The following is an 18,462-nucleotide window of genomic DNA, read 5'->3' as shown; positions in this document are numbered from 1 at the left end:
CGGCCGCTACGGGCGCGTCAGAACCCGAGTGCGAACTTGGCGTCCTCGCTCATGCGGTCCGGGGACCACGGCGGCGTGAACACCATCTTCGGGTTGACGTGGTCGACGTCGTCGAGCTCGCCGACGAACTCGACCATCTGCTCGCTGACCTGCGGGCCGATCGGGCACGCCGGCGTCGTCAGCGTGAACGTGATGTTGACGGTGGAGCCGTCGACCTCGACGTCGTAGACGAGCCCGAGCTCGACGAAGTCGAGCCCCAGCTCGGGGTCGATGACGTTCGACAGCGCGTCGTTCACTTCTTCGATCGTGGGCACGGATCTGAGTCTAGACGACGCGTCGCGAGACCCCGCTCGCGCGCTCTCGCGCGCGTACGCGCGCGCGTCGGTCGCGGCGACGCCGGTTGTGACCCGACGAAGGTGAGAGTCCACTTATCTAGTTGCGCAGATGCTGAAGGGTTCGTTAGGTTCGCGCCCATCGTCGACTACGCCGAACACCCGCCGACGCTGCGCTGTTCCGGAGACGAGGACCGAGCGACGCAGGCGCGCCGGCGTCCGGCGCTCGCACGCGCGATCAAGGCGCAGTCCGACGTCGTGATCGACCTCTCCGAGCTGACCTGGGCCGACGCCTCGCTGATGCTCGACTTCATGATGCTCGCGCGCCGGCTGCGTGCTGACGGCCTCGCCGTCGCGCTCTGCAACGCCCAGCCGCAGATCGTCGCGCTGATCGAGCTGGTCGGGCTCGACCGCCTGCCGGACGTCCGGGTCGACCGCGCGACCGCGACGATGCCCGGGCTGACGCCCTCCGCCGCGCGCGTGCGCGTCGCCCACGCCTGACGCCGCTCGCTCTGAGCCCGGCGTGGCGCACGGGTAGTCTCTGAGGTGATGGTCATCCTCCTGCTGCTGCTCCTGCTGCTCGTCCCGATCGCGGAGCTGTACGTGATCATCCAGGTCGGCCAGGCGATCGGCGCGCTGCCGACGATCGGGCTGCTGATCCTCTCCTCCGTGCTCGGCACCGTGCTGCTGCGGGCGCAGGGCCGGCTCGTCTGGCGCCGCTTCCGCGGCGCCCTCAACGCCGGCCGCGCGCCGGCCCGCGAGGTCGTCGACGGCGCGCTCGTCATCTTCGGCGGGATGCTGCTGATCGTGCCCGGCTTCATCAGCGACGTGTTCGGGCTGCTGCTGCTCCTGCCGCCTTCCCGCGTGCTCGTCCGCAAGGCGCTGCTGAGCGGCGCGCGCGGCCGGATGGTGATGACCGCCGCCGCGGTCGGCGGGAGCGTCGGCGGAGCATCGCGCGCTCGCGCACGGCAGGATTACGACGTGGACTCCACCGGACATGACGTCGACGGCCCCGGCCCGCAGCTGCGCGGATGATCGGGCCAGAGCACGAATCCCCCCGCCCCGCCGAGGGCGAAGGCTTCGGTGACGCCGTCACCTACGCCTTCGGCGACCCGGCGACCGGCCTCTACGGCAGCGCGCGGATCGGGCTCGTGCCCGGCACCCCGCCGCGCACCAGCAGCATCGCGCTCCTGTTCCACAACAGAGGCGTCGTCGCGGTCGGCTCCTCCGGCGCCGTCGAGCTGGCGCAGCTCGACTGGACACGCGTCGAGGCCGGCGACGTGACCGCCGCGATCGTCGAGCCGCTGCGCAGCTGGACGGTCTCCTACGACGGCGACGACGGCGGCTTCGAGCTGCGCTTCGACGCGCTCGGCGCGCCGGCCGAGATCGGCCAGGGCGCGCTCGCCGCGAGCGCCGCCGCGTTCCACGGCTACGAGCAGCTCTGCCGCGTCCGCGGCAGAGTGCTCGTCGGCGAGCGCAGCTGGAAGGTCGACTGCCTCGGCCAACGGGGCCATCAGTGGGGCGCGCCGGACTGGCAGCGGATCGAGCTGTCGCGCACGCTCGCGGTCTGGCTCGACGACGAGCACGGCGTCACGCTCGCGTCGGTGCGCCCGCGCGGCGCCGCCGGTCACGAGGACGAAGTCGTCAGCGCGTACCTGCTCGACGAGCAGCCGACGGCGATCGACGACCCGCGGCTGTCGACCGCGATCGACGCCGACGGACGTCAGCTGCGCGCCGGCCTCGAGCTGTGGGTCGACGAGGAGGGCGAGCACGGTCCGCTGCGCGCCGCCGGCGACGCTGTCTGCGGGACGACGTTCGACCTCGGCGAGCTGCGACTCGACTGCGCCTTCTTCGAGTGGCGGATGGAAGGCCAACGCGGCGTCGGCCGCTACGACCTGCTGCGACGCGCGTGAGCAGAGTCGAGGCGATCGTCTCCGACTTCGGCGGCGTCCTGACGACGCCGCTGATCGACGCGTTCGCCGCGTTCCAGGAGGCGCGCGGGATCCCGCTCGAGGCGCTCGGCGCCGCGATGGCCCGAGCCGCCGAGCGCGACGGGGGCGTCCAGCCGCTGTTCGAGCTGGAGAAGGGCACGATCACGGAGCAGCAGTTCGTCGAGAAGCTGAGCGCCGCGCTCGACGACGTGGTCGGCCGCACGATCGAGCTCGACGGCTTCGGCGAGGCGTTCTTCTCCGCCCTGCACCCGAACGAGCAGCTGTTCTCGTTCATGCGCGCGCTGCACGGCCGCGGCTACCGGATGGCGATCCTGACGAACAACGTGCGCGAGTGGGAGCCGCTGTGGCGCGCGATGCTGCCGATCGACGAGATCTTCGAGCTGGTCGTCGACTCCGCGTTCGTCGGCATGCGCAAGCCGGACCCGGCGATCTACGAGCTGCTGCTGGAGCGCCTTGGCGTCGCGGCCGAGGCGACGCTCTTCCTCGACGACCTCGAGGTCAACTGCGACGCGGCGCGCGCGCTCGGCATGGGCGCCGTGCACTTCCGCGAGACCGACCAGGCGATCGCGGACGTCGAAGCGCTGCTCCAGTAGCCGCGAGTTCCCATCTGCGCGGCGACGCGCCGGGCTTCCCGCCGTGGAACTCGCAATCCGGTCGGCTTCAGCCGATCGGACTAGTTTTCGGAGCCGAGCCGGTCCCAGCAGTACAGCTCGACGCACTCCTGCGCGAGCTCACGGCAGCGGGCGTCGGACAGGAACGGCAGCACCATCTCCAGCGACTGCTCCTCGGCGACGCCGGCGTCGAACGCCTCTTCACCGCGGAAGCCGGCGGCGATCTTCAGCGCCTCGCGGCGGTTCTCGCCGAGCGAGGCGAATACGTTGACGAGGAACTCCTTGTTCGCGATCGGATGACCGACCTCGAGCGAGGCGTGCCAGGCTGCGAGCATCGAGAGGTCGTGCTCGTCCAGGTCCGCGACGGCCTTGGCGTAGTGGGAGTCCAGCTCCGCGTCCGGAATCTCGTCGACCCACGCCCGGACCACCTCTCCGAGCAGCTGCCGACGCGCCTCCCGGCCGACGGAGTTGGCGATCACGCGAATGGCGTTCTGCGGCTCGATGAAGCAGAGGGACATCGGGGCTCCCGTGTCGGGACGGATCGAGGAACTGATCGTGCAGGACTGTACGGCTCGGTGTGGACGGCAAAAATCCTCTGACGTCAGAATCACGACATCACCCCGCACGACGTAAATGTCGTTGAAGTAGGAACGGCCTGCACGGAGGGTGGCGCGGTGCCGGATGCCACGCCCTTTCTACGCGCGCTCGGACGCGCGCTGCGCGAGCGCCGCGAGGAGCTCGGACTGACCCAGGAGGCGGTCTCGCTGCGTACCGGCGTGCCGCAACGACGGATCTGGGAGCTCGAAGCCGGGATCGGAAATCCCACGGCACGGACGCTGCTGCGGCTCGTGTCGGGGCTGGACATGCCGTGCTCCGAGCTGTTCACGCGCGCCGAGCGGATCGCAGCCCTCCCGGGGGCTGCGACGGCCGACGGCGACTGAGCGCGCCCGACGACGCAGCCGATCGACTGATTTTACGACGTTTGCGTCGTAAGCCAGCGGCTGCAAACATGGGGAACGCTGGCGTTCACCGAACGCATAACGTGCAGCGAGGGGTGCTGATGGGAATCACCAGCGGTCAAAGCGACCGCGACGTCGCATTCGAGCAGACGAACGTCGTCTCGGCGGTCGAGCGCGGCCTGTTCAACTCGGCGCTGGACTTCTTCGGCGCCGCGGTGGCCGTGATCGACTACCGCGCAGCGGAGCGCCCGCGCCTGCGGTGGGACGCCGACGCGCTGCAGGGCGTGCGCTCGGCGATGGGCGCGTTGGAGCGGCGAGTCGGGCTCGCGAGCAGAGCGGGCTTCTCGACGGAGCAGATCGTTCGCATCACGCGGCTCGATCGAGAGGTCGTGGAGCTGATGGTCGAGCGGCAGCGCAAAGCGCAGCGGCTCGGCGGGTGACGGCGGCGGGGAGCCGAACCAGGGCTCCCCGCCGCCGTACGCGTCAGACGACGACGACCGTGACCGGCCGTGAGGTCGTGGTGAGGAACGGGTAGCGACCCTGCCGCGGGACGATCGCGCGGAAGGCGAAGCGACCGGAGGAGGAGCGGAAGCGGTACTGGGTGCGCCACGTGCCGCGGCGCGAGGTTCGCAGCGTGCGGAAGGTGCGCCAGCCGAAGCCGCGCTGGTGTCCCTGGAGGGTGACGAGCAGGCCGCTGGAGGGAATCCGGTCACCGTTCACCCGACCGCTGATGGTGACGATCCGCCTGCCTGTCACCGTTCGGCGGTCGACATTGATGGTGAGAGGTGAGAAGACGTCGATTCGCAGCGTGTCAGAGGCGCGGAAGCTGCGACTGTCGGCGAACGGGAAGTAGGTGAATCTGACGTCACGGCTGGGGCCGGCGGGGAGCGTGTAAGTGAACCGGCCGTCGGCGGTCGTGCGGATGACGTCGCGCGCGACCCAGCGGCGGCCGAGGACGCGGACGGCGGCGTTGACCCGCGCGCCGCCGATCGGGCGCCCGTGCTCGTCGGTGAGGCGTCCCGTCGCGGTCCAGCGCGTGGCGCGCTGTGAGCGGACCGTTCTGGCGCTGCCGCCGCCGGCGCGCCGCAGCGCCGCCGAGATGCGCGCCTGGGCAGAGGCGCCGGTGCCGTTGGGCGTGTGCCCACCCTGTCTGGCGACCGGGTTCTCGAGTCTCCCGATGCCGCCCGTGTCGATCGGCGGCGCGCTGGGGGCGGCGGCGGGAGCGGGCACGGCCGGCCTGTCAGGCCCGGGTCTGTCGTCTCTCGGAGCGGGTTGGGCGGGAGTGTCGTCGACCGGAGCGGTGCGCCCGGAGGTGTCGGCGATCAGCGCGCTCGGCGCGGAGCGCGCGGCGACGGTGCCGCCGGCGTTGCCCGCGACGACCTCCGCGACCAGCCGCCGATAGGCGTCCGCTGCGGTCGGCACGTAGCGAGCGCCGCCGGCGCCGGCGATCGGCGCACAGCCGGCGCCGCTGGCGTCGCACCGCAGCCAGCGCCGCTCGAGGACCGTCGGTGCCCCGTCCCAGCGGCCGTCGGAGACGTCGAGATGCCCGCCGACGCGGGCATCGCCACCGAGGCCGGGAGCGTCGAGCGACACGGGCGCGTTGTGCGTCACGAAGTCGGTGGCGTGGACGAGCGTGACATTGCCGGCGGCGTCCTCGACGCTGAGCGCCAGCGCGTGATCCCCGTCTCTGAGCCCCCGCGTGTCGAACACCGCCTCCCCACTCGCCTCCAGCGGACACGGCCGCGGAGCCGCGAACTCATACGGATCCACGCTCCCCGGCTCCACATCCCTGCACCGTCCGCCGTTCCCGTCCACGACCCCACGCGCGACCTCGACGCCGTCGACCGCGAGTATCGAGCGATACACCCCGCCACCCGCATCCGCCGCATCGAACCCAACCCGGCCCGTGCCGCGAACCGGCCCTGTGCCGACAAGAGCGCCGCTGCCGGTCGGAGGACGAGTGTCGGTGAGTTCGAGGGTGGCGCGCGGCACCTCAGCCCATGCCGATCGTGGCCCGCATTCCAGGGTTCCGACCAGTGGCCAACAACGCAGCGCGAGGGTCAAGGAGCCCCAACTCACCCCTCTTTCCTCGATCAGGACTGGCAGTGGCCGGTCCAGCACCTCCCCTCTCGCCAGCGGCGCCTGAAAATCGACCAATCTTGAGGACTCATTTCTTCCATACCACGCCTGGAATGCGTATGGGCGGTCACTCACTCCTGGGACGACTGGCCAGGCGACATCGAACGCGCGCAGCATCGAGACAGACGTGATCACGGTGTCATCCGGTGCGACGAAAGCACTCCGAATCCAGCTGCCTGTTGCGACGGGCAAACCTGTCGCGCCGAATTCGAGCGTGAGCGCCGTATCTGGTGATGTACAGCGGCGTATCACGCCACTATCTCGGCCGACCACGGGTGTGTCCGCCTCCGCACTCCACCCCTCAGCGCCAACCCAGGTGCCGCTTGGGGTTCTGCAGCTGTGGACGGAGTAGGTGCCTGCACGCGCCACAGCGGTGGCCGTGAGGAGGGTGGTGATCAGGGCGATGAGGAGGAATCGGGGGCGTGTCATGGGGTGCGACCTCGCTATTCGGTGGTGGACTCGAAGCCGGTGAACTCGCCGTCGGGGGCGGCGGGGTCGGTGGCGGGGGCTGGTGCAGGCTCGGCCGGTGGGGCTGACGGGGCCGGCGAGGACGGTGGCGCCGACGCGGTCGCTGCCGGGCCGGTGGTCGGCTCCGGCTCGCGGCGGGGCGGTGGCGGGGTGCCGCGACGAGCGGCGTCTCTGTCCTCCCCACCTCGCACGATCGGTTCGAGTGCGAACTCGCCGATCGGTTCGCCGGATCTCGTGCGGCGGTCGCCGTCCGGTGGGGCGAGGCGGTCGGCGGGCGAGCCGGACGGCGGCGTCGCCGCCTGGGCCGCGCCGACTCCCGCGAGCAGCGGCGCGGACGCGGCGGGGGCCATCGCGGTCGGGCGCGTCGCGGCGGAGGCGGCGGCGACCTGTGCCGACCGCCCACGCCGATCGCGATCCGGCCCGTTCGTCGCGGCGCGCTCGATCGCCGCGCCGCTGCCCGCGACCGCCACGGTCGACGCGGCGACGGCGGCGATCTTCGTGCCGGGCAGCGCGTCGATCGCGCCCTGCATGCGCATCGCGGACACGGTCGCTCTCTCCAGCAGCCAGTGCATCATCGTCTCGACGTGGCGGATCGTGCCGCCGGGATCCGCGCCGACCGCCACCGGCAGCAGGGCCGCCGGCACCAGCGCCCCGACCTGCCCGGGCGCCTCGTGGAAGCCGCGCAGCGTCGCGCGGCAGGCGGCACACGACCGCAGGTGCGGACGCAGCTCCGTCAGCTCGCGCGCCGACGCCTCCCCGTCCGCCAGCATCGACAGCAGCGGCAGCCAGCGCTCGCACTCCTCGCCCGATTCGATCGCCCGCAGCCGCGCGACCAACGCCCGGCGACCCTCGGTCACGCACCGATTCGTTCTCGTATAGCTCCACGAGGTGCGCTCGCAGATCTCCTCGTACGACAGCCCCTCCGCGCGCAGCACGAGCGCGGTCACCTCCTGCGGCTTCAGCCGCCGCAGCGCCTCCGCCGTGTGCGCCAGCCGCTCGAAGCGCTCCGCGCGCTCCGCCGGGTCGTCAGCGCGCTCGTTGCGCTGCTGCTCGACGTCGTGCTGCTCGCGGCTCATCCGCCGCTCGCGCTCCTCGCGCACCTGCGAGGCTTCATGCCGTACGACCGTCCGAAGCCAGGAAAGCGTGTTCTGCGGCGGCGTCCCTCTCCGCAGCTGCCGCACGAGGATCTCCAGCGCGCGCTGGTACGCGTCCTGTGCGTCGTCCTCGCACAACGAGAATCGCCGCGCGAACCGCAGCAGCTCGTAGGCGTGCTCGCGCACCAGCGCGAACACGCGCTCCTCCGCCTCTCTCCCCCGTCGACCGCCCGTGCGACCCATCCCACCCTCCCTGGTTTCGGTGGGAATCCGACCCATCGCCGACGCGCCAGATCCCACACTTCCGCTGTCATCGGCCGACAGAGCGCAGGGACGCATGCGACTCTCCCCCGGGAGTGAGGAGAATTGCCGCAAATTGCGGCAAATCGAAGCCGTGAACGACCTTGTTTACGGACGAATGTCCGTCAGGAACGTGGTACTACAGCAGGCGACTTGCGGGTGTGCCGCGAGCGCTCAGAGACCGAGCGCGCCTGCGACGGACGCGTACGCGTCAGCGTCCGGCTCGTCGGCGGCGACGCCGAGGGTCGCGCGCTGCGCACGCGGGCGACCCCAGTTCCAGAGTCCGACGTCGAGCGCGGCGATCTGGACCTCGCCCGCGTCGGCGAGATCCTGGGCACGCCGTTCGAGCAGCAGCGTGTCGCCGATCCCGAAGACGCGCTTCGCGGCGACGGTCGTCTCGTCGTCGCCGCCGAGCTGCAGCGACGCCGCGCGCAGCTCGTAGGAGCCGAGCTGACCGAGCGCCACGAGCAGATCGAAGCGGGCGTCGCGCGTGAGCCCCTGCAGCGCCATCCGCTCGTAGACGCGGGCGAAGCGGCGGTCCGGTCTCCAGACGGTCTCCCCGCGGAACGCCGTCTCCTGCGACCCCGCCCGCTCGGCCCAGCCGCGGTAAGCGACGAACGTCGCGGTGCCCCGCGACGGCTGGTGCGAGGTACGCGGCCCGAGCGGCACGTCGGCGAGGTCCGGCAGCTCGCCGGAGGCCCACGTCGTGCGCGCGGCGCGCACGCCGGCGAACGGATCGTCGCCGTCGAGCGGCCCGAGGTAGGCGATCAGGAACGCGAGCCACGCCGCCTCCTCGCGGTCGGGCTCGCTCGCGACCTCGGCGTACAGCCCGGGCGGTGCGGCGGCGAGCGTGCCGAGGCGCGCCTGCGCGAACGCGATCTCCTCCGCGAGGCGCTCGGCGTCAGCGGTCGCCTTGATGCCCGGCACGAGCGAGGAGCGGAAGCCGTCGTCGCTCGCGCGCGTCACCTTGCGCACGCGCAGGTTGTTGTTCGTCGAGCGGCTTCTCGCGCCGCTCGCCGTCGTCGTGCGCTTGCGCGTCACGTGCCCGCCGGTCGACCTCACGCCGGAGCTACGAGGAGCTGCTGCCTCGGCCTGCTCCTTGGAGCAGATCGGGCAGTTGGCGGCGAAGCGGTTGTGGCGGCAGAACGACGGCACAGGCGACTGCGTCGATTCTAGTTGCGATCGGCAGGTGCGCGCGGTCAGGCCGGCGCCGACGAGCCCGCCGAGGCGCCTGCAAGCCGCGTCATCCCGCCGAGGAACAGCTCGCTGGCGAAGCGCGCGGTCCGCTCGACGTCCGGCTGCGGCTGTTCGATCATCCGGATCCCCAGCTCGAACGCGACCCCGCCCATCGCCGCCGACAGGTAGTCGAGGTCGATCGCCGGCGACAGGTCGATCCGCGCCGCGACCGCGCTGAGATCCTCGAACAGCTCGTAGACGCCGGCCTCGAGCGCCGGCGTGTCGAACATCGTCTGCACCGTCCCGGCGTTGCGGCGCAGCAGCTCGAACAGCGGCTGGTCCTCGACGATGAAGGAGAAGTAGACGCGGAAGCCCTCGTGCACGACCGCGTCGAGCGTCGTCTCGCGCAGGCGCACCTCGCGCAGGCGCCGGCGCAGCTCCGTCGTGCGCTCCTCCAGCACCGCGTGGAAGACCGACGCCTTGTCCGGGAAGTAGTTGTAGAACGTGCCCGAGGCGAGCTCCGTGCGGCGGACGACGTCACGGATCGACGCCGCGTCGTAGCCCATCTCGGTGAACACCTCGCGCGCCGCGTCGAGGATCGCGCGGCGGTTCTGGGCCTTCGTGCGCTCGCGCTTGCCGGTCTCCGCAGCCGTCTGCGTCACGATGCCGTCCCGACCTCCGCACCGGCGCCGGCCGGCTCGTTGCCGGCCCGCGCCGGCACCGGCAGCGCGAAGCCGTGCTCGCGCATCCGCCGCACGCCCGCCCGCCGCTCGCGCGCGAGGTCGTGGAGGTAGTTGTCGAAGTCGACCTGCATCGTGTGGCGCTTGGAGGCGACGTAGCGCTTGAACATCTTGCGCCGCTCCCGTTCGATGTCGCGCGCGAGCGCCTGCGGGTCGGGCAGCGCGTACTCGCCGCGCAGGTACTCGGCGATCCAGTTGCCCTGCGCCTCCGACAGCGGCATGATCGCGCCGAGCGGCTGCAGCAGCCCGACGAAGAAGACGTTGTCGAGCGTCGGGTGGAAGACGCGGCGGAACAGCGGCAGGTCGTTCTCGGGCGCCGCGATCAAGTCCTCGTCGAAGAACGGGAACGTGACCTTGTAGCCCGTGCACCAGACGATCGCGTCGATCTCCTCGACGGTGCCGTCCTCGAAGTGCACGCGGCCACCTTCGAACGACGCGATGTTCGGCTTGTGCTGCATCTCGCCATGCGCGATCCGGTTGAGGAAGTCGGCCGATATCGTCGGGTGCGCCGAGCCGATCTTGTGGTCGGGCTTCGGCAGACCGTAGTCCTCGACGCGGCCGACGCCGAGGCGGTAGAGCCCCTCCAGCACGACGCGCCGCGCCGCCCATGGGATCGCGCCGGTGAAGCGGTTGACGCCGATCTGGTCGAGCGGGCGGCCGAAGAGGTACTTCGGCAGCACGTGCGCGCCGCGGCGCGAGGAGAGGAACGTGCGCTCGGAGACGAAGCTCGACTCGACCGCGATGTCCATCGCGCTGTTGCCTATCCCGACGACGAGGACGCGTCTGCCCTCGAACGGTCTGTTGTCGACGTAGTGGTGCGCGTGCGACTGCGCGCCGTCGAACGCGCCCGGATAGGCCGGCTCGGGCCAGCGCGGGTCCCAGTGGTGGCCGTTGGCGACGACGAGCGCGTCGTAGCGGCGCGTCTCCCCCGTGTCGAGCGTGAGCGACCAGACGCCGTCGGCGCCGCGCTCGGCCCGCTCCACGCCCGTCTCGAACGTGATCGCGTCGCGGAAGCCGAAGTGGTCGACGTAGTCGTCGAAGTAGGCCGCGATGTGCGTGTGGTGCGGGAAGTCGGGATACCACGCCGGCATCGGGAAGTCCGTGTACGCCATTCGCTCGCGCGACGTGTTGATGTGCAGCGAGCGGTACGCCGACGACATCCCGTTTCTGTTGCCGAAGACCCAGTTGCCGCCGACGCGGTCGGACTTCTCGAAGCAGTCGAACGGGACCCCGCGCTCGTGCAGGGCCTTCGCCGCGGCGATGCCGGACGAGCCGGCACCGATGATGCAGACCGACGGCAGCTGGCTCGTCGACGTCATCGACACGTCTCCCTCTCCAAAAATGACGGGGGCGTCACTTTACGCTGGGCGCGGCGCCGCCGTCAAGCGGGAGCGTCGGCGGGCGGCGGTCGCACATCGCCCTGCTGGCGGTGCTCCTTGCCCGCTCTGATGACCTCCTTGAAGCTGCGGAATCTGAAGATCATCGCGAGCGCGCCGAACGCCATCGCCGCCGCGCCGGCCGCGAGCGCGATCTGCTGGCCGACCGAGAACGCCGCGACCTCGGCACCGGTCGCGGCGCCGGCGAAGACGGTCAGCAGCAGCGCCTGCTGGACGCCTGCACCGCCCGGCGTGAACGGCATCAGCATCGCGACGACCTGGACCCCGAGCACCAGCAGCGCGTTTCTGACGCCGCCGCCGATGTGGAAGGCCTCGAGCAGGAACCAGTACGTGAAGAAGCGCGCGACCCACGCGCCGGCCTGCCAGGTGACCATCTCGCGCAGATAGCGTCTGCGGTCGGTCAATATCGTGAAGCCCTGCCTGACGCGCGCCCAGAACGCCTTCACTCTCGCCGACAGCAGCGCGAACGCGACCAGCACGCCGATCCCCAGCGCCGTCAGGAAGAACAGCGCGAAGCGCGGGTGCGAGGCGAAGAACGCGAGGTCGAACGCCGGCAGCTTGGAGAAGTCCGGCGGCTTCGGGAAGACGCCCTGCGTGAAGGCGAACAGCAGGATCAGGATGTTGACGGCGTAGTCGAACACCAGGCCCGTCCACAGCGCGGCGATGATCGCCGGGTAGCTCGAGTTCGGGATCGAGATGCGCGTCAGGAAGTACTGCACGATCGTCCCGCCGCCGAGCGGGAAGACCTGGTTGATGCCGACGCCGGAGACGTACGCGCCCCAGATGTCGCGCCAGCGGATGTGCTCAGCCGGATACGCCGCCTGCACCGCGTTGAAGAGCGCGCGCGAGCGCAGCGTCAGGTACGCGAAGTAGAACAGCAGCGCCAGCAGCAGCGCGAGCCAATTGAGTCCGGCGAGATTGGAGAAGAACTCGCCGACGGAGTCGAAGAAGCGACTGACGTCGCTGCCGAGCGAAGCCGTGACGAGGGTCATCGCGCCCCATGGTATGCGGAAGGGCCCGGATCCTTCCGAGCCCCCCGCTGCCGGCGATCGTGGGGGAGACGACGCCGGCGGAGCAGGACGTCGAGCGCCCTACGGTTCCAGGATACCCCGGCGTCGGTCAGATCGGTCCGCCGGGCCCGCTGAAGAAGTCGTCGCCGAGCCGCACGTTGCCGGCGACGTCGGCCTCGTGGCGCAGCGTGTGGTCGACTTCGCCGTCCCATGCGCCGATCGCGAGCTTCTCGCGGTCGGCGTCCATCGGGCTGCCGCCGAGGTCGCGGTTGACGATCCGGGCGCACTTGCGGCCCTCCGCGATCGCCGTCACGACGAGCGACTGGCCGATGCGCGCATCGCCGCACGCGTAGATGCCGTCGGTCGAGGTGCGGTACGTCTTCATCGTCTTGACGTTGCCGCGCGGGTCCAGCTCCAGCGCGAGCTGCTCGACGAGCCCCTCGTGCTCGGCATGTGTGAAGCCGATCGCGATCAGGACGAGGTCCGCGGGCAGCGTGTACTCGCTGCCGGGCACGACCTGCAGGTCGCGCGAGGAGGTGCCGACGACCTTGCGCGCGTGCACGTGGGTGACGCGCCCGTCCTCGCCCGAGAAGCCGTAGACCTCGGTGCCCCAGCGGCGCTCGCCGCCCTCCTCCAGCGCGTACGTCGTCTCGGTCCGCTTCGGCGGCAGCGGCCACGGCGTGCGCTCGTCACGCCCGCCCGGCGGCAGCTCCTGGTAGACGTCGAGGATCCGTGCGCTCGTCGCACCCTCGCGGTTCGCGTTCGAGATGCAGTCCATCCCGGTGTCGCCGCCGCCGATCACGACGACGTTCTTGTCCTTCGCGACGATCTCGGTGCCGGGCTCCGGCGCACGCGACGCGCGGCCCTCCTGCGCGGCGACCCAGCGGTTGCGCTGGTAGAGGTAGTCCATCGCCGGGTGGATGCCGGTGAGCTCGCGTCCGGGCGTCTCGACGTCACGCGGGACGCGCGAGCCGATCGCGACGACGAGCGCGTCATGACGCTCGCGCAGCTGCTCGGCGGTCACGTCGCGCCCGACGTCGACGCCGTACTCGAATCTGACGCCCTCCGCCTGGAGGATCGACACGCGCCGGTCGATCACCGACTTCGGCAGCTTCGCGTCCGGCACGCCGAAGCGCATCAGGCCGCCGGGGCCCTCGTCGCGCTCGTAGACGGTGACGAAGTGACCGGACTTGTTCAGCTCCGCGGCGACCGCGAGGCCGGCGGGGCCGGAGCCGACGACGCCGACCGTCTTGCCCGTGCGGCGGTCGGGCGGCTCGGGGACGATCCAGCCCTCCTCGTAGGCGCGCTCGACGATCGACAGCTCGATCTGCTCGATCGTGACGGGGTCGTCGTTGACCGCCAGCACGCACGCCGACTCGCACGGCGCCGGGCAGATCCGGCCGGTGAACTCGGGGAAGTTGTTCGTCGCGTGCAGCTGGACGATCGCGTCCTGCCAGCGGTCGCGGAAGACGAGGTCGTTCCAGTCCGGGATCAGGTTGCCGAGCGGGCAGCCCTCGTGGCAGAACGGGATGCCGCAGTCCATGCAGCGCGCGCCCTGTCTCTTCAGCTCCTCGTCGGACTGGAGCGTGAAGTACTGCTCGTAGTCGTTGACCCGCTGCTCCGGGTCGCGCTTGTCGAAGCCGACACGTTGAATTCTCAGGAAACCGCCAAGCTCACCCATCTTCAGTTCCCTTTCAGGCTTCGGCCGGCTCAGGCGCGTGCTGCGCCACACCGGTCTCGGTCTGCTCGCGCGCGGCGGTCTCGGCGAGCGCGCGCTTGTAGTCGCGCGGCATCACCTTGACGAACCGCGACGCGCACGCGTCCCAGTCGTCGAGCGTGCGCTGCGCGATCTGCGATCCGGTGCGCTGCGCGTGCTCGGCGACGAGATCCTTCAGCTCGGCCTCGTCGTGCTCGTCGAGCGGGTCGAGGTCGACCAGCTCGGTGTTGCAGAGGCCAGAGAAGCGGCTGTGCTCGTCGTAGACGTATGCGACGCCGCCACTCATGCCCGCCGCGAAGTTGCGTCCGGTGGCGCCGAGCACGACGACGCGACCGCCGGTCATGTACTCGCAGCCGTGGTCGCCGACGCCCTCGACGACGGCGTGGGCGCCCGAGTTGCGCACGGCGAAGCGCTCGCCCGCGAGACCGCGGAAGAAGGCGCGCCCGCCGGTGGCGCCGTAGAGCACGGTGTTGCCGACGATCGGGGAGTCCTCGACGTCGAAGGCGGCGTCCTGCGCGGGGCGCACCGTCAGCACGCCGCCGGCGAGGCCCTTGCCGGTGTAGTCGTTCGTCTCGCCCGTGAGCGTGAAGGTGATGCCGGGCATCAGCCACGCGCCGAAGCTCTGGCCGGCCGAGCCCTCCAGCGCGACCTCGATCGTCCCCTCCGCGAGGCCGTCGGGGCCAAGCCGCTTGGCGACCTGGCTGGAGAGGATTCCGCCGACGGTGCGGTTGACGTTGCGCACGGTCGCGCTCAGCTCGACACGCTCGCCGCGGGCGAGCGCCGGCTCGGCGCCGCGCAGCAGCTCCCAGTCGAGCGCGTCGTCGAGGACGGGCTCCTGCGCGCGCGTCTGGCAGCGCAGCCCGCCGTCCCACTCCGGCATCTCGAACACGGCCGAGAGGTCGACGCCGCGCGCCTTCCAGTGCTCGATCGCCTCGTCCATCTCCAGCAGGTCGGTGCGGCCGATCATCTCCTCGAACGTCCGCACGCCGAGCGACGCCATCAGCTGGCGCGTCTCCTCGGCGACGAAGAAGAGGTACTTGACGACGTGGTCGGGCGTACCTTGGAAGCGCTTGCGCAGCTGCTCGTTCTGCGTCGCGATGCCGACCGGACACGTGTTCAGGTGGCAGACGCGCATCATGATGCAGCCCATCGCGATCAGCGGCGCGGTCGAGAAGCCGACCTCGTCGGCGCCGAGCAGCGCGGCGATCACGACGTCGCGGCCGGTCTTCATCTGGCCATCCGCCTGCACGACGACGCGCGAGCGCAGGTCGTTGAGCAGCAGCGTCTGCTGCGTCTCCGCGAGGCCGATCTCCCACGGCGTGCCGGCCGACTGGATCGACGACTGCGGCGAGGCGCCGGTGCCGCCGTCGTGGCCGGAGACGACGATGTGGTCGGCGTTCGCCTTCGCGACGCCGGCCGCGACGGTGCCGACGCCGACCTCGGAGACGAGCTTGACGGAGACCGTCGCCTCGGGGTTCGAGCAGCGCAGATCGTAGATCAGCTGCTTGAGGTCCTCGATCGAGTAGATGTCGTGGTGCGGCGGCGGCGAGATCAGGCCGACGCCGGGCGTCGAGTTGCGCAGCCACGCGATGTAGTCGTCGACCTTGTGGCCGGGCAGCTGACCGCCCTCGCCGGGCTTGGCGCCCTGCGCCATCTTGATCTGCAGCTGGTCCGCGTTGACGAGGTAGTGCGGCGTCACGCCGAAGCGGCCGGAGGCGATCTGCTTGATCGCCGAGCGGCGCTCGTCGCCGTTCTCGTCCGGCATGAAGCGCGACGGGTCCTCGCCGCCCTCGCCGGTGTTCGATCTGCCGCCGATGCGGTTCATCGCGATCGCGAGCGCCTCGTGCGACTCGCGTGAGATCGCGCCGAGCGACATCGCGCCGGTCGAGAAGCGCTTGACGATCTCCTCCGCAGACTCGACCTCGTCGAGCGGGATCGGCTCGGGCGCCTCGCGCAGCTTCATCAGCCCGCGCAGCGACGCCTTGCGGGCCGCCTCGTCGTTGACCGCGCGCGCGAACTCGTCGTAGGTCTGGCCGGCGGTGCCGTTCTCGGCTCTCACCGCATGCTGGAGCAGCGCGATCGTGTCCGGGTTCCAGATGTGGCGCTCGCCGTCGCGGCGCCACTGCAGCACGCCGCCGACGGGCAGCGTCTCGCGGCCCGTGCGCGGGTAGGCGCGGAAGTGACGCTCCAGCGCCTCCTTCGCGAGCACGTCGATCCCGACGCCGCCGATGCGCGACGAGGTGCCGGTGAAGTAGCGGTCGATCAGCGCCGGGTCGAGCCCGACGGCCTCGAAGATCTGGGCGCCGCAGTACGACTGGATCGTCGAGATGCCCATCTTCGAGAAGGTCTTCAACAGGCCCTTGCCGATCGCTCTCACGATCCGCTGCTCGGCCGTCTCCCTGTCGAGGTCGACGGGCAGGCGACCGTGGTCGGCCAGCTCGTCGAGCGACTCGAACATCAGGTACGGGTTGATCGCCGCCGCTCCGTACCCGATCAGCGTCGCCATGTGGTGGATCTCGCGCGGCTCGCCGGTCTCGATCACGAGCCCGCAGCGCAGGCGCGTGCCGGCGCGCACGAGGTGGTGGTGGACTGCCGAGACCGCGAGCAGCGACGGGATCGCGACGCGCTCGGCGCCGAGGTTGCGGTCCGACAGGATCAGGATGTTCGCGCCGCGCTCGACCCACGTCGAGGCCTCGTCGCAGATCGCCTGGATCCGGCGCTCCATGCCGTCCGGCCCCTGCTCGACCGGCCACGTCAGGTCGATCGTCGCGGCGTGGAATATGTCGTGCGAGACCTGCCGCAGCTTCTCCAGCTCGTGGTTGCGCAGGATCGGCTGCTTCATGAACAGCTGGTGCGCGTGCTGGGGCGACTCGTCGAGCAGGTTGACCTCGGCACCGACCGACGTCGCCAGCGACATCACGACGGACTCGCGGATCGGGTCGATCGGCGGGTTGGTGACCTGCGCGAACAGCTGCTTGAAGTAGGCGAACAGCGGCGGCTGGCGATCGGACAGGACCGCGAGCGAGGCGTCGTTGCCCATCGAGGCGGCCGGCTCCTCGCCGTTGACCGCCATCGGCGCGATCGTCATCCGCAGGTCCTCCTGCGAATAGCCGAACGCCAGCTGCTTGGAGCGCAGCGGCTCGACGCGCGGCGCGCGCGGCGCGCGCTCGGGCAGATCGTCGAGGTGGACGACGCGCTCGGCGTACCACTCGCCGTACGGGCGCTGGCCCGCGACCTTCGCCTTGACCTCGTCGTCCTCGACGATGCGGCCCTGCTCGAGGTCGACGAGGAAGACCTTGCCGGGCTGCAGACGGCCCTTGCGGACGATCTCGTTCGGCTTCGCCTTGATCACGCCCGTCTCGGACGCGAGCACGACGTAGCCGTCGATCGTCTGAACCCAGCGGCCGGGGCGCAGGCCGTTGCGGTCGAGCGTGGCGCCGACCTGGGTTCCGTCGGTGAAGCAGATGACGGCCGGGCCGTCCCACGGCTCCATCACGCACGAGTGGTAGTCGTAGAAGCCGCGCACGGCCGGCGGCAGGTCGGTGCGGTCGCGGTAGGCCTCCGGCACCATCATCATCACGGCGTGCGTGATCGGCCGGCCGTCGAGCACGAGCAGCTCGAGCACGTTGTCGAACGTCGCCGAGTCCGAGCCGCCCTCGCGGACGACCGGCATGACCTTGTCGAGGTCGTCGCCGAAGCACTCCGACATCAGCTGCGACTCGCGCGCCCGCATCCAGTTGACGTTGCCGCGCAGCGTGTTGATCTCGCCGTTGTGCGCCAGCATCCGGTACGGGTGCGCCAGCTCCCAGCTCGGGAACGTGTTGGTCGAGAAGCGCGAGTGCACGAGCGCCAGGCGCGTGACCATCCGCTCGTCCTTGAGGTCGGGGTAGTAGCCCGACATCTGGGGCGCGGTCAGCATGCCCTTGTAGACGACAGTGCGGGAGGAGAAGCTGGGGATCGCGAGATCGGGGCCGGCGGCCTTCTCGATCAGGCGGCGGATCACGTACAGCTTGCGCTCGAACGCGAGGTTGCCGGGCAGCTCGTCGGCGGCGCCGACGAACACCTGGCGGATCCGCGGGGCGGCCTCGCCGGCCATCACGCCGACGTGCTCTTCGTCGACCGGCACGTCGCGCCAGCCGAGGACGCGCTGGCCCTCGCCCGCGACGATCTGCTCGATCAGCTCGACGAGGCGGTCGTGGCGCTCGTCCTCGGTCGGCATGAACAGCACGCCGACGCCGAAGCGGCCGGCGGCGGGCAGCTCGACCCCCGCGACGGCGCGGAAGAACGCGTCCGGCAGCTGGAGCAGGATCCCGGCGCCGTCGCCGGTCGTCGGGTCAGCGCCGGCGGCGCCGCGATGCTCGAGGTTCTCGAGCGCGTAGAGCGCACGACCAACGACGCCGTGGTCGGCGTCCCCCGTGATCTTTGCAACGAACGCGACACCGCAGGCGTCATGCTCATTTTCGGGGTGGTAGAGGCCAGCGGCCTGTGGCGGCTTGATCGAGGGCATGAATCCTGTGTCCCGGCGGGCGTCGCGAACACTGAGAGGAGGCCACAGGGTACCAGCGGG

The 18,462-nt window shown here is 70.9% G+C and carries 16 protein-coding genes; 6 read left to right on the top strand and 10 right to left on the bottom strand.

Annotation, left to right across the window (positions count from 1 at the left end; translation table 11 throughout):
• Positions 1–17: 17 nt before the first annotated feature.
• A complete protein-coding gene (locus CWOE_RS09140; RefSeq protein WP_012933309.1) occupies positions 18–314 on the bottom strand; it encodes a metal-sulfur cluster assembly factor in 297 nt (98 codons plus the stop codon).
• A gap of 102 nt (positions 315–416) precedes the next feature.
• Here CWOE_RS09140 and CWOE_RS31945 point away from each other — a divergent pair, with 102 nt between their 5' ends.
• From CWOE_RS31945 to CWOE_RS09120, 4 genes are read left to right on the top strand one after another with little or no spacing between them, the layout of a single operon-like run.
• Entirely contained in the window at positions 417–833 is a 417-nt protein-coding gene (locus tag CWOE_RS31945; RefSeq protein ID WP_081425302.1) for an STAS domain-containing protein, read from the top strand.
• 48 nt (positions 834–881) lie between these two features.
• On the top strand, positions 882–1,367 hold the full coding sequence (locus CWOE_RS09130) for an FxsA family protein (RefSeq protein ID WP_012933307.1): 486 nt from the start codon (positions 882–884) through the stop codon (positions 1,365–1,367).
• Positions 1,364–2,245, top strand: coding sequence for a hypothetical protein (locus CWOE_RS09125; RefSeq protein ID WP_012933306.1), 882 nt, complete (start codon positions 1,364–1,366; stop codon positions 2,243–2,245). Before CWOE_RS09130 ends, CWOE_RS09125 begins: the two co-directional genes overlap by 4 nt.
• Positions 2,242–2,877, top strand: a complete 636-nt coding sequence (locus CWOE_RS09120) for an HAD family hydrolase (RefSeq protein ID WP_012933305.1) — start codon at positions 2,242–2,244, stop codon at positions 2,875–2,877. The genes CWOE_RS09125 and CWOE_RS09120 overlap by 4 nt, the downstream gene beginning before the upstream one ends.
• A gap of 80 nt (positions 2,878–2,957) precedes the next feature.
• Here CWOE_RS09120 and CWOE_RS09115 read toward each other — a convergent pair whose 3' ends face one another.
• Positions 2,958–3,413 carry a hypothetical protein gene (locus CWOE_RS09115; protein WP_012933304.1) on the bottom strand — a complete coding sequence of 152 codons (456 nt, stop codon included), beginning with the start codon at positions 3,411–3,413 and terminating at the stop codon, positions 2,958–2,960.
• 156 nt (positions 3,414–3,569) lie between these two features.
• On the opposite strand from CWOE_RS09115, the gene CWOE_RS09110 reads away from it, so the two are divergent.
• Together CWOE_RS09110 and CWOE_RS09105 are read left to right on the top strand one after the other, a co-directional pair.
• Positions 3,570–3,836, top strand: a complete 267-nt coding sequence (locus tag CWOE_RS09110; protein WP_012933303.1) for a helix-turn-helix domain-containing protein — start codon at positions 3,570–3,572, stop codon at positions 3,834–3,836.
• 119 nt (positions 3,837–3,955) lie between these two features.
• Positions 3,956–4,294 (top strand): hypothetical protein, encoded by a 339-nt coding sequence (locus CWOE_RS09105; RefSeq protein ID WP_012933302.1) that lies wholly within the window; start codon positions 3,956–3,958, stop codon positions 4,292–4,294.
• A 43-nt stretch (positions 4,295–4,337) separates the two neighbouring features.
• On the opposite strand, the gene CWOE_RS32680 is transcribed toward CWOE_RS09105, so the two are convergent.
• From CWOE_RS32680 to gltB, 8 genes are all read right to left on the bottom strand, one after another.
• On the bottom strand, positions 4,338–5,624 hold the full coding sequence (locus CWOE_RS32680; RefSeq protein WP_148260956.1) for a carboxypeptidase-like regulatory domain-containing protein: 1,287 nt from the start codon (positions 5,622–5,624) through the stop codon (positions 4,338–4,340).
• A gap of 812 nt (positions 5,625–6,436) precedes the next feature.
• Positions 6,437–7,798 (bottom strand): sigma-70 family RNA polymerase sigma factor, encoded by a 1,362-nt coding sequence (locus CWOE_RS09095; RefSeq protein WP_012933300.1) that lies wholly within the window; start codon positions 7,796–7,798, stop codon positions 6,437–6,439.
• A gap of 231 nt (positions 7,799–8,029) precedes the next feature.
• Positions 8,030–9,010 (bottom strand): hypothetical protein, encoded by a 981-nt coding sequence (locus CWOE_RS09090; protein ID WP_148260955.1) that lies wholly within the window; start codon positions 9,008–9,010, stop codon positions 8,030–8,032.
• 44 nt (positions 9,011–9,054) lie between these two features.
• Positions 9,055–9,693 (bottom strand): TetR/AcrR family transcriptional regulator, encoded by a 639-nt coding sequence (locus tag CWOE_RS09085; protein ID WP_012933298.1) that lies wholly within the window; start codon positions 9,691–9,693, stop codon positions 9,055–9,057.
• Positions 9,690–11,090: a flavin-containing monooxygenase gene (locus tag CWOE_RS09080; RefSeq protein WP_012933297.1), complete on the bottom strand. Its 1,401-nt coding sequence runs from the start codon at positions 11,088–11,090 to the stop codon at positions 9,690–9,692. The genes CWOE_RS09085 and CWOE_RS09080 overlap by 4 nt, the downstream gene beginning before the upstream one ends.
• A 62-nt stretch (positions 11,091–11,152) precedes the next feature.
• Complete coding sequence (locus CWOE_RS09075; RefSeq protein WP_012933296.1) at positions 11,153–12,160, bottom strand: lysylphosphatidylglycerol synthase domain-containing protein; 1,008 nt, start codon at positions 12,158–12,160, stop codon at positions 11,153–11,155.
• 127 nt (positions 12,161–12,287) lie between these two features.
• Positions 12,288–13,859 (bottom strand): glutamate synthase subunit beta, encoded by a 1,572-nt coding sequence (locus CWOE_RS09070; RefSeq protein WP_012933295.1) that lies wholly within the window; start codon positions 13,857–13,859, stop codon positions 12,288–12,290.
• Between the two features lie 13 nt (positions 13,860–13,872).
• Complete coding sequence (gene gltB / locus CWOE_RS09065) at positions 13,873–18,402, bottom strand: glutamate synthase large subunit (protein ID WP_012933294.1); 4,530 nt, start codon at positions 18,400–18,402, stop codon at positions 13,873–13,875.
• Positions 18,403–18,462: the final 60 nt, after the last annotated feature.

The sequence above is a fragment of the Conexibacter woesei DSM 14684 genome (genome assembly GCF_000025265.1).
Classification (GTDB): domain Bacteria; phylum Actinomycetota; class Thermoleophilia; order Solirubrobacterales; family Solirubrobacteraceae; genus Conexibacter; species Conexibacter woesei.
Note: the sequence above shows the minus strand (reverse complement) of the source record. Positions and strands in the feature narration are given on the sequence as shown.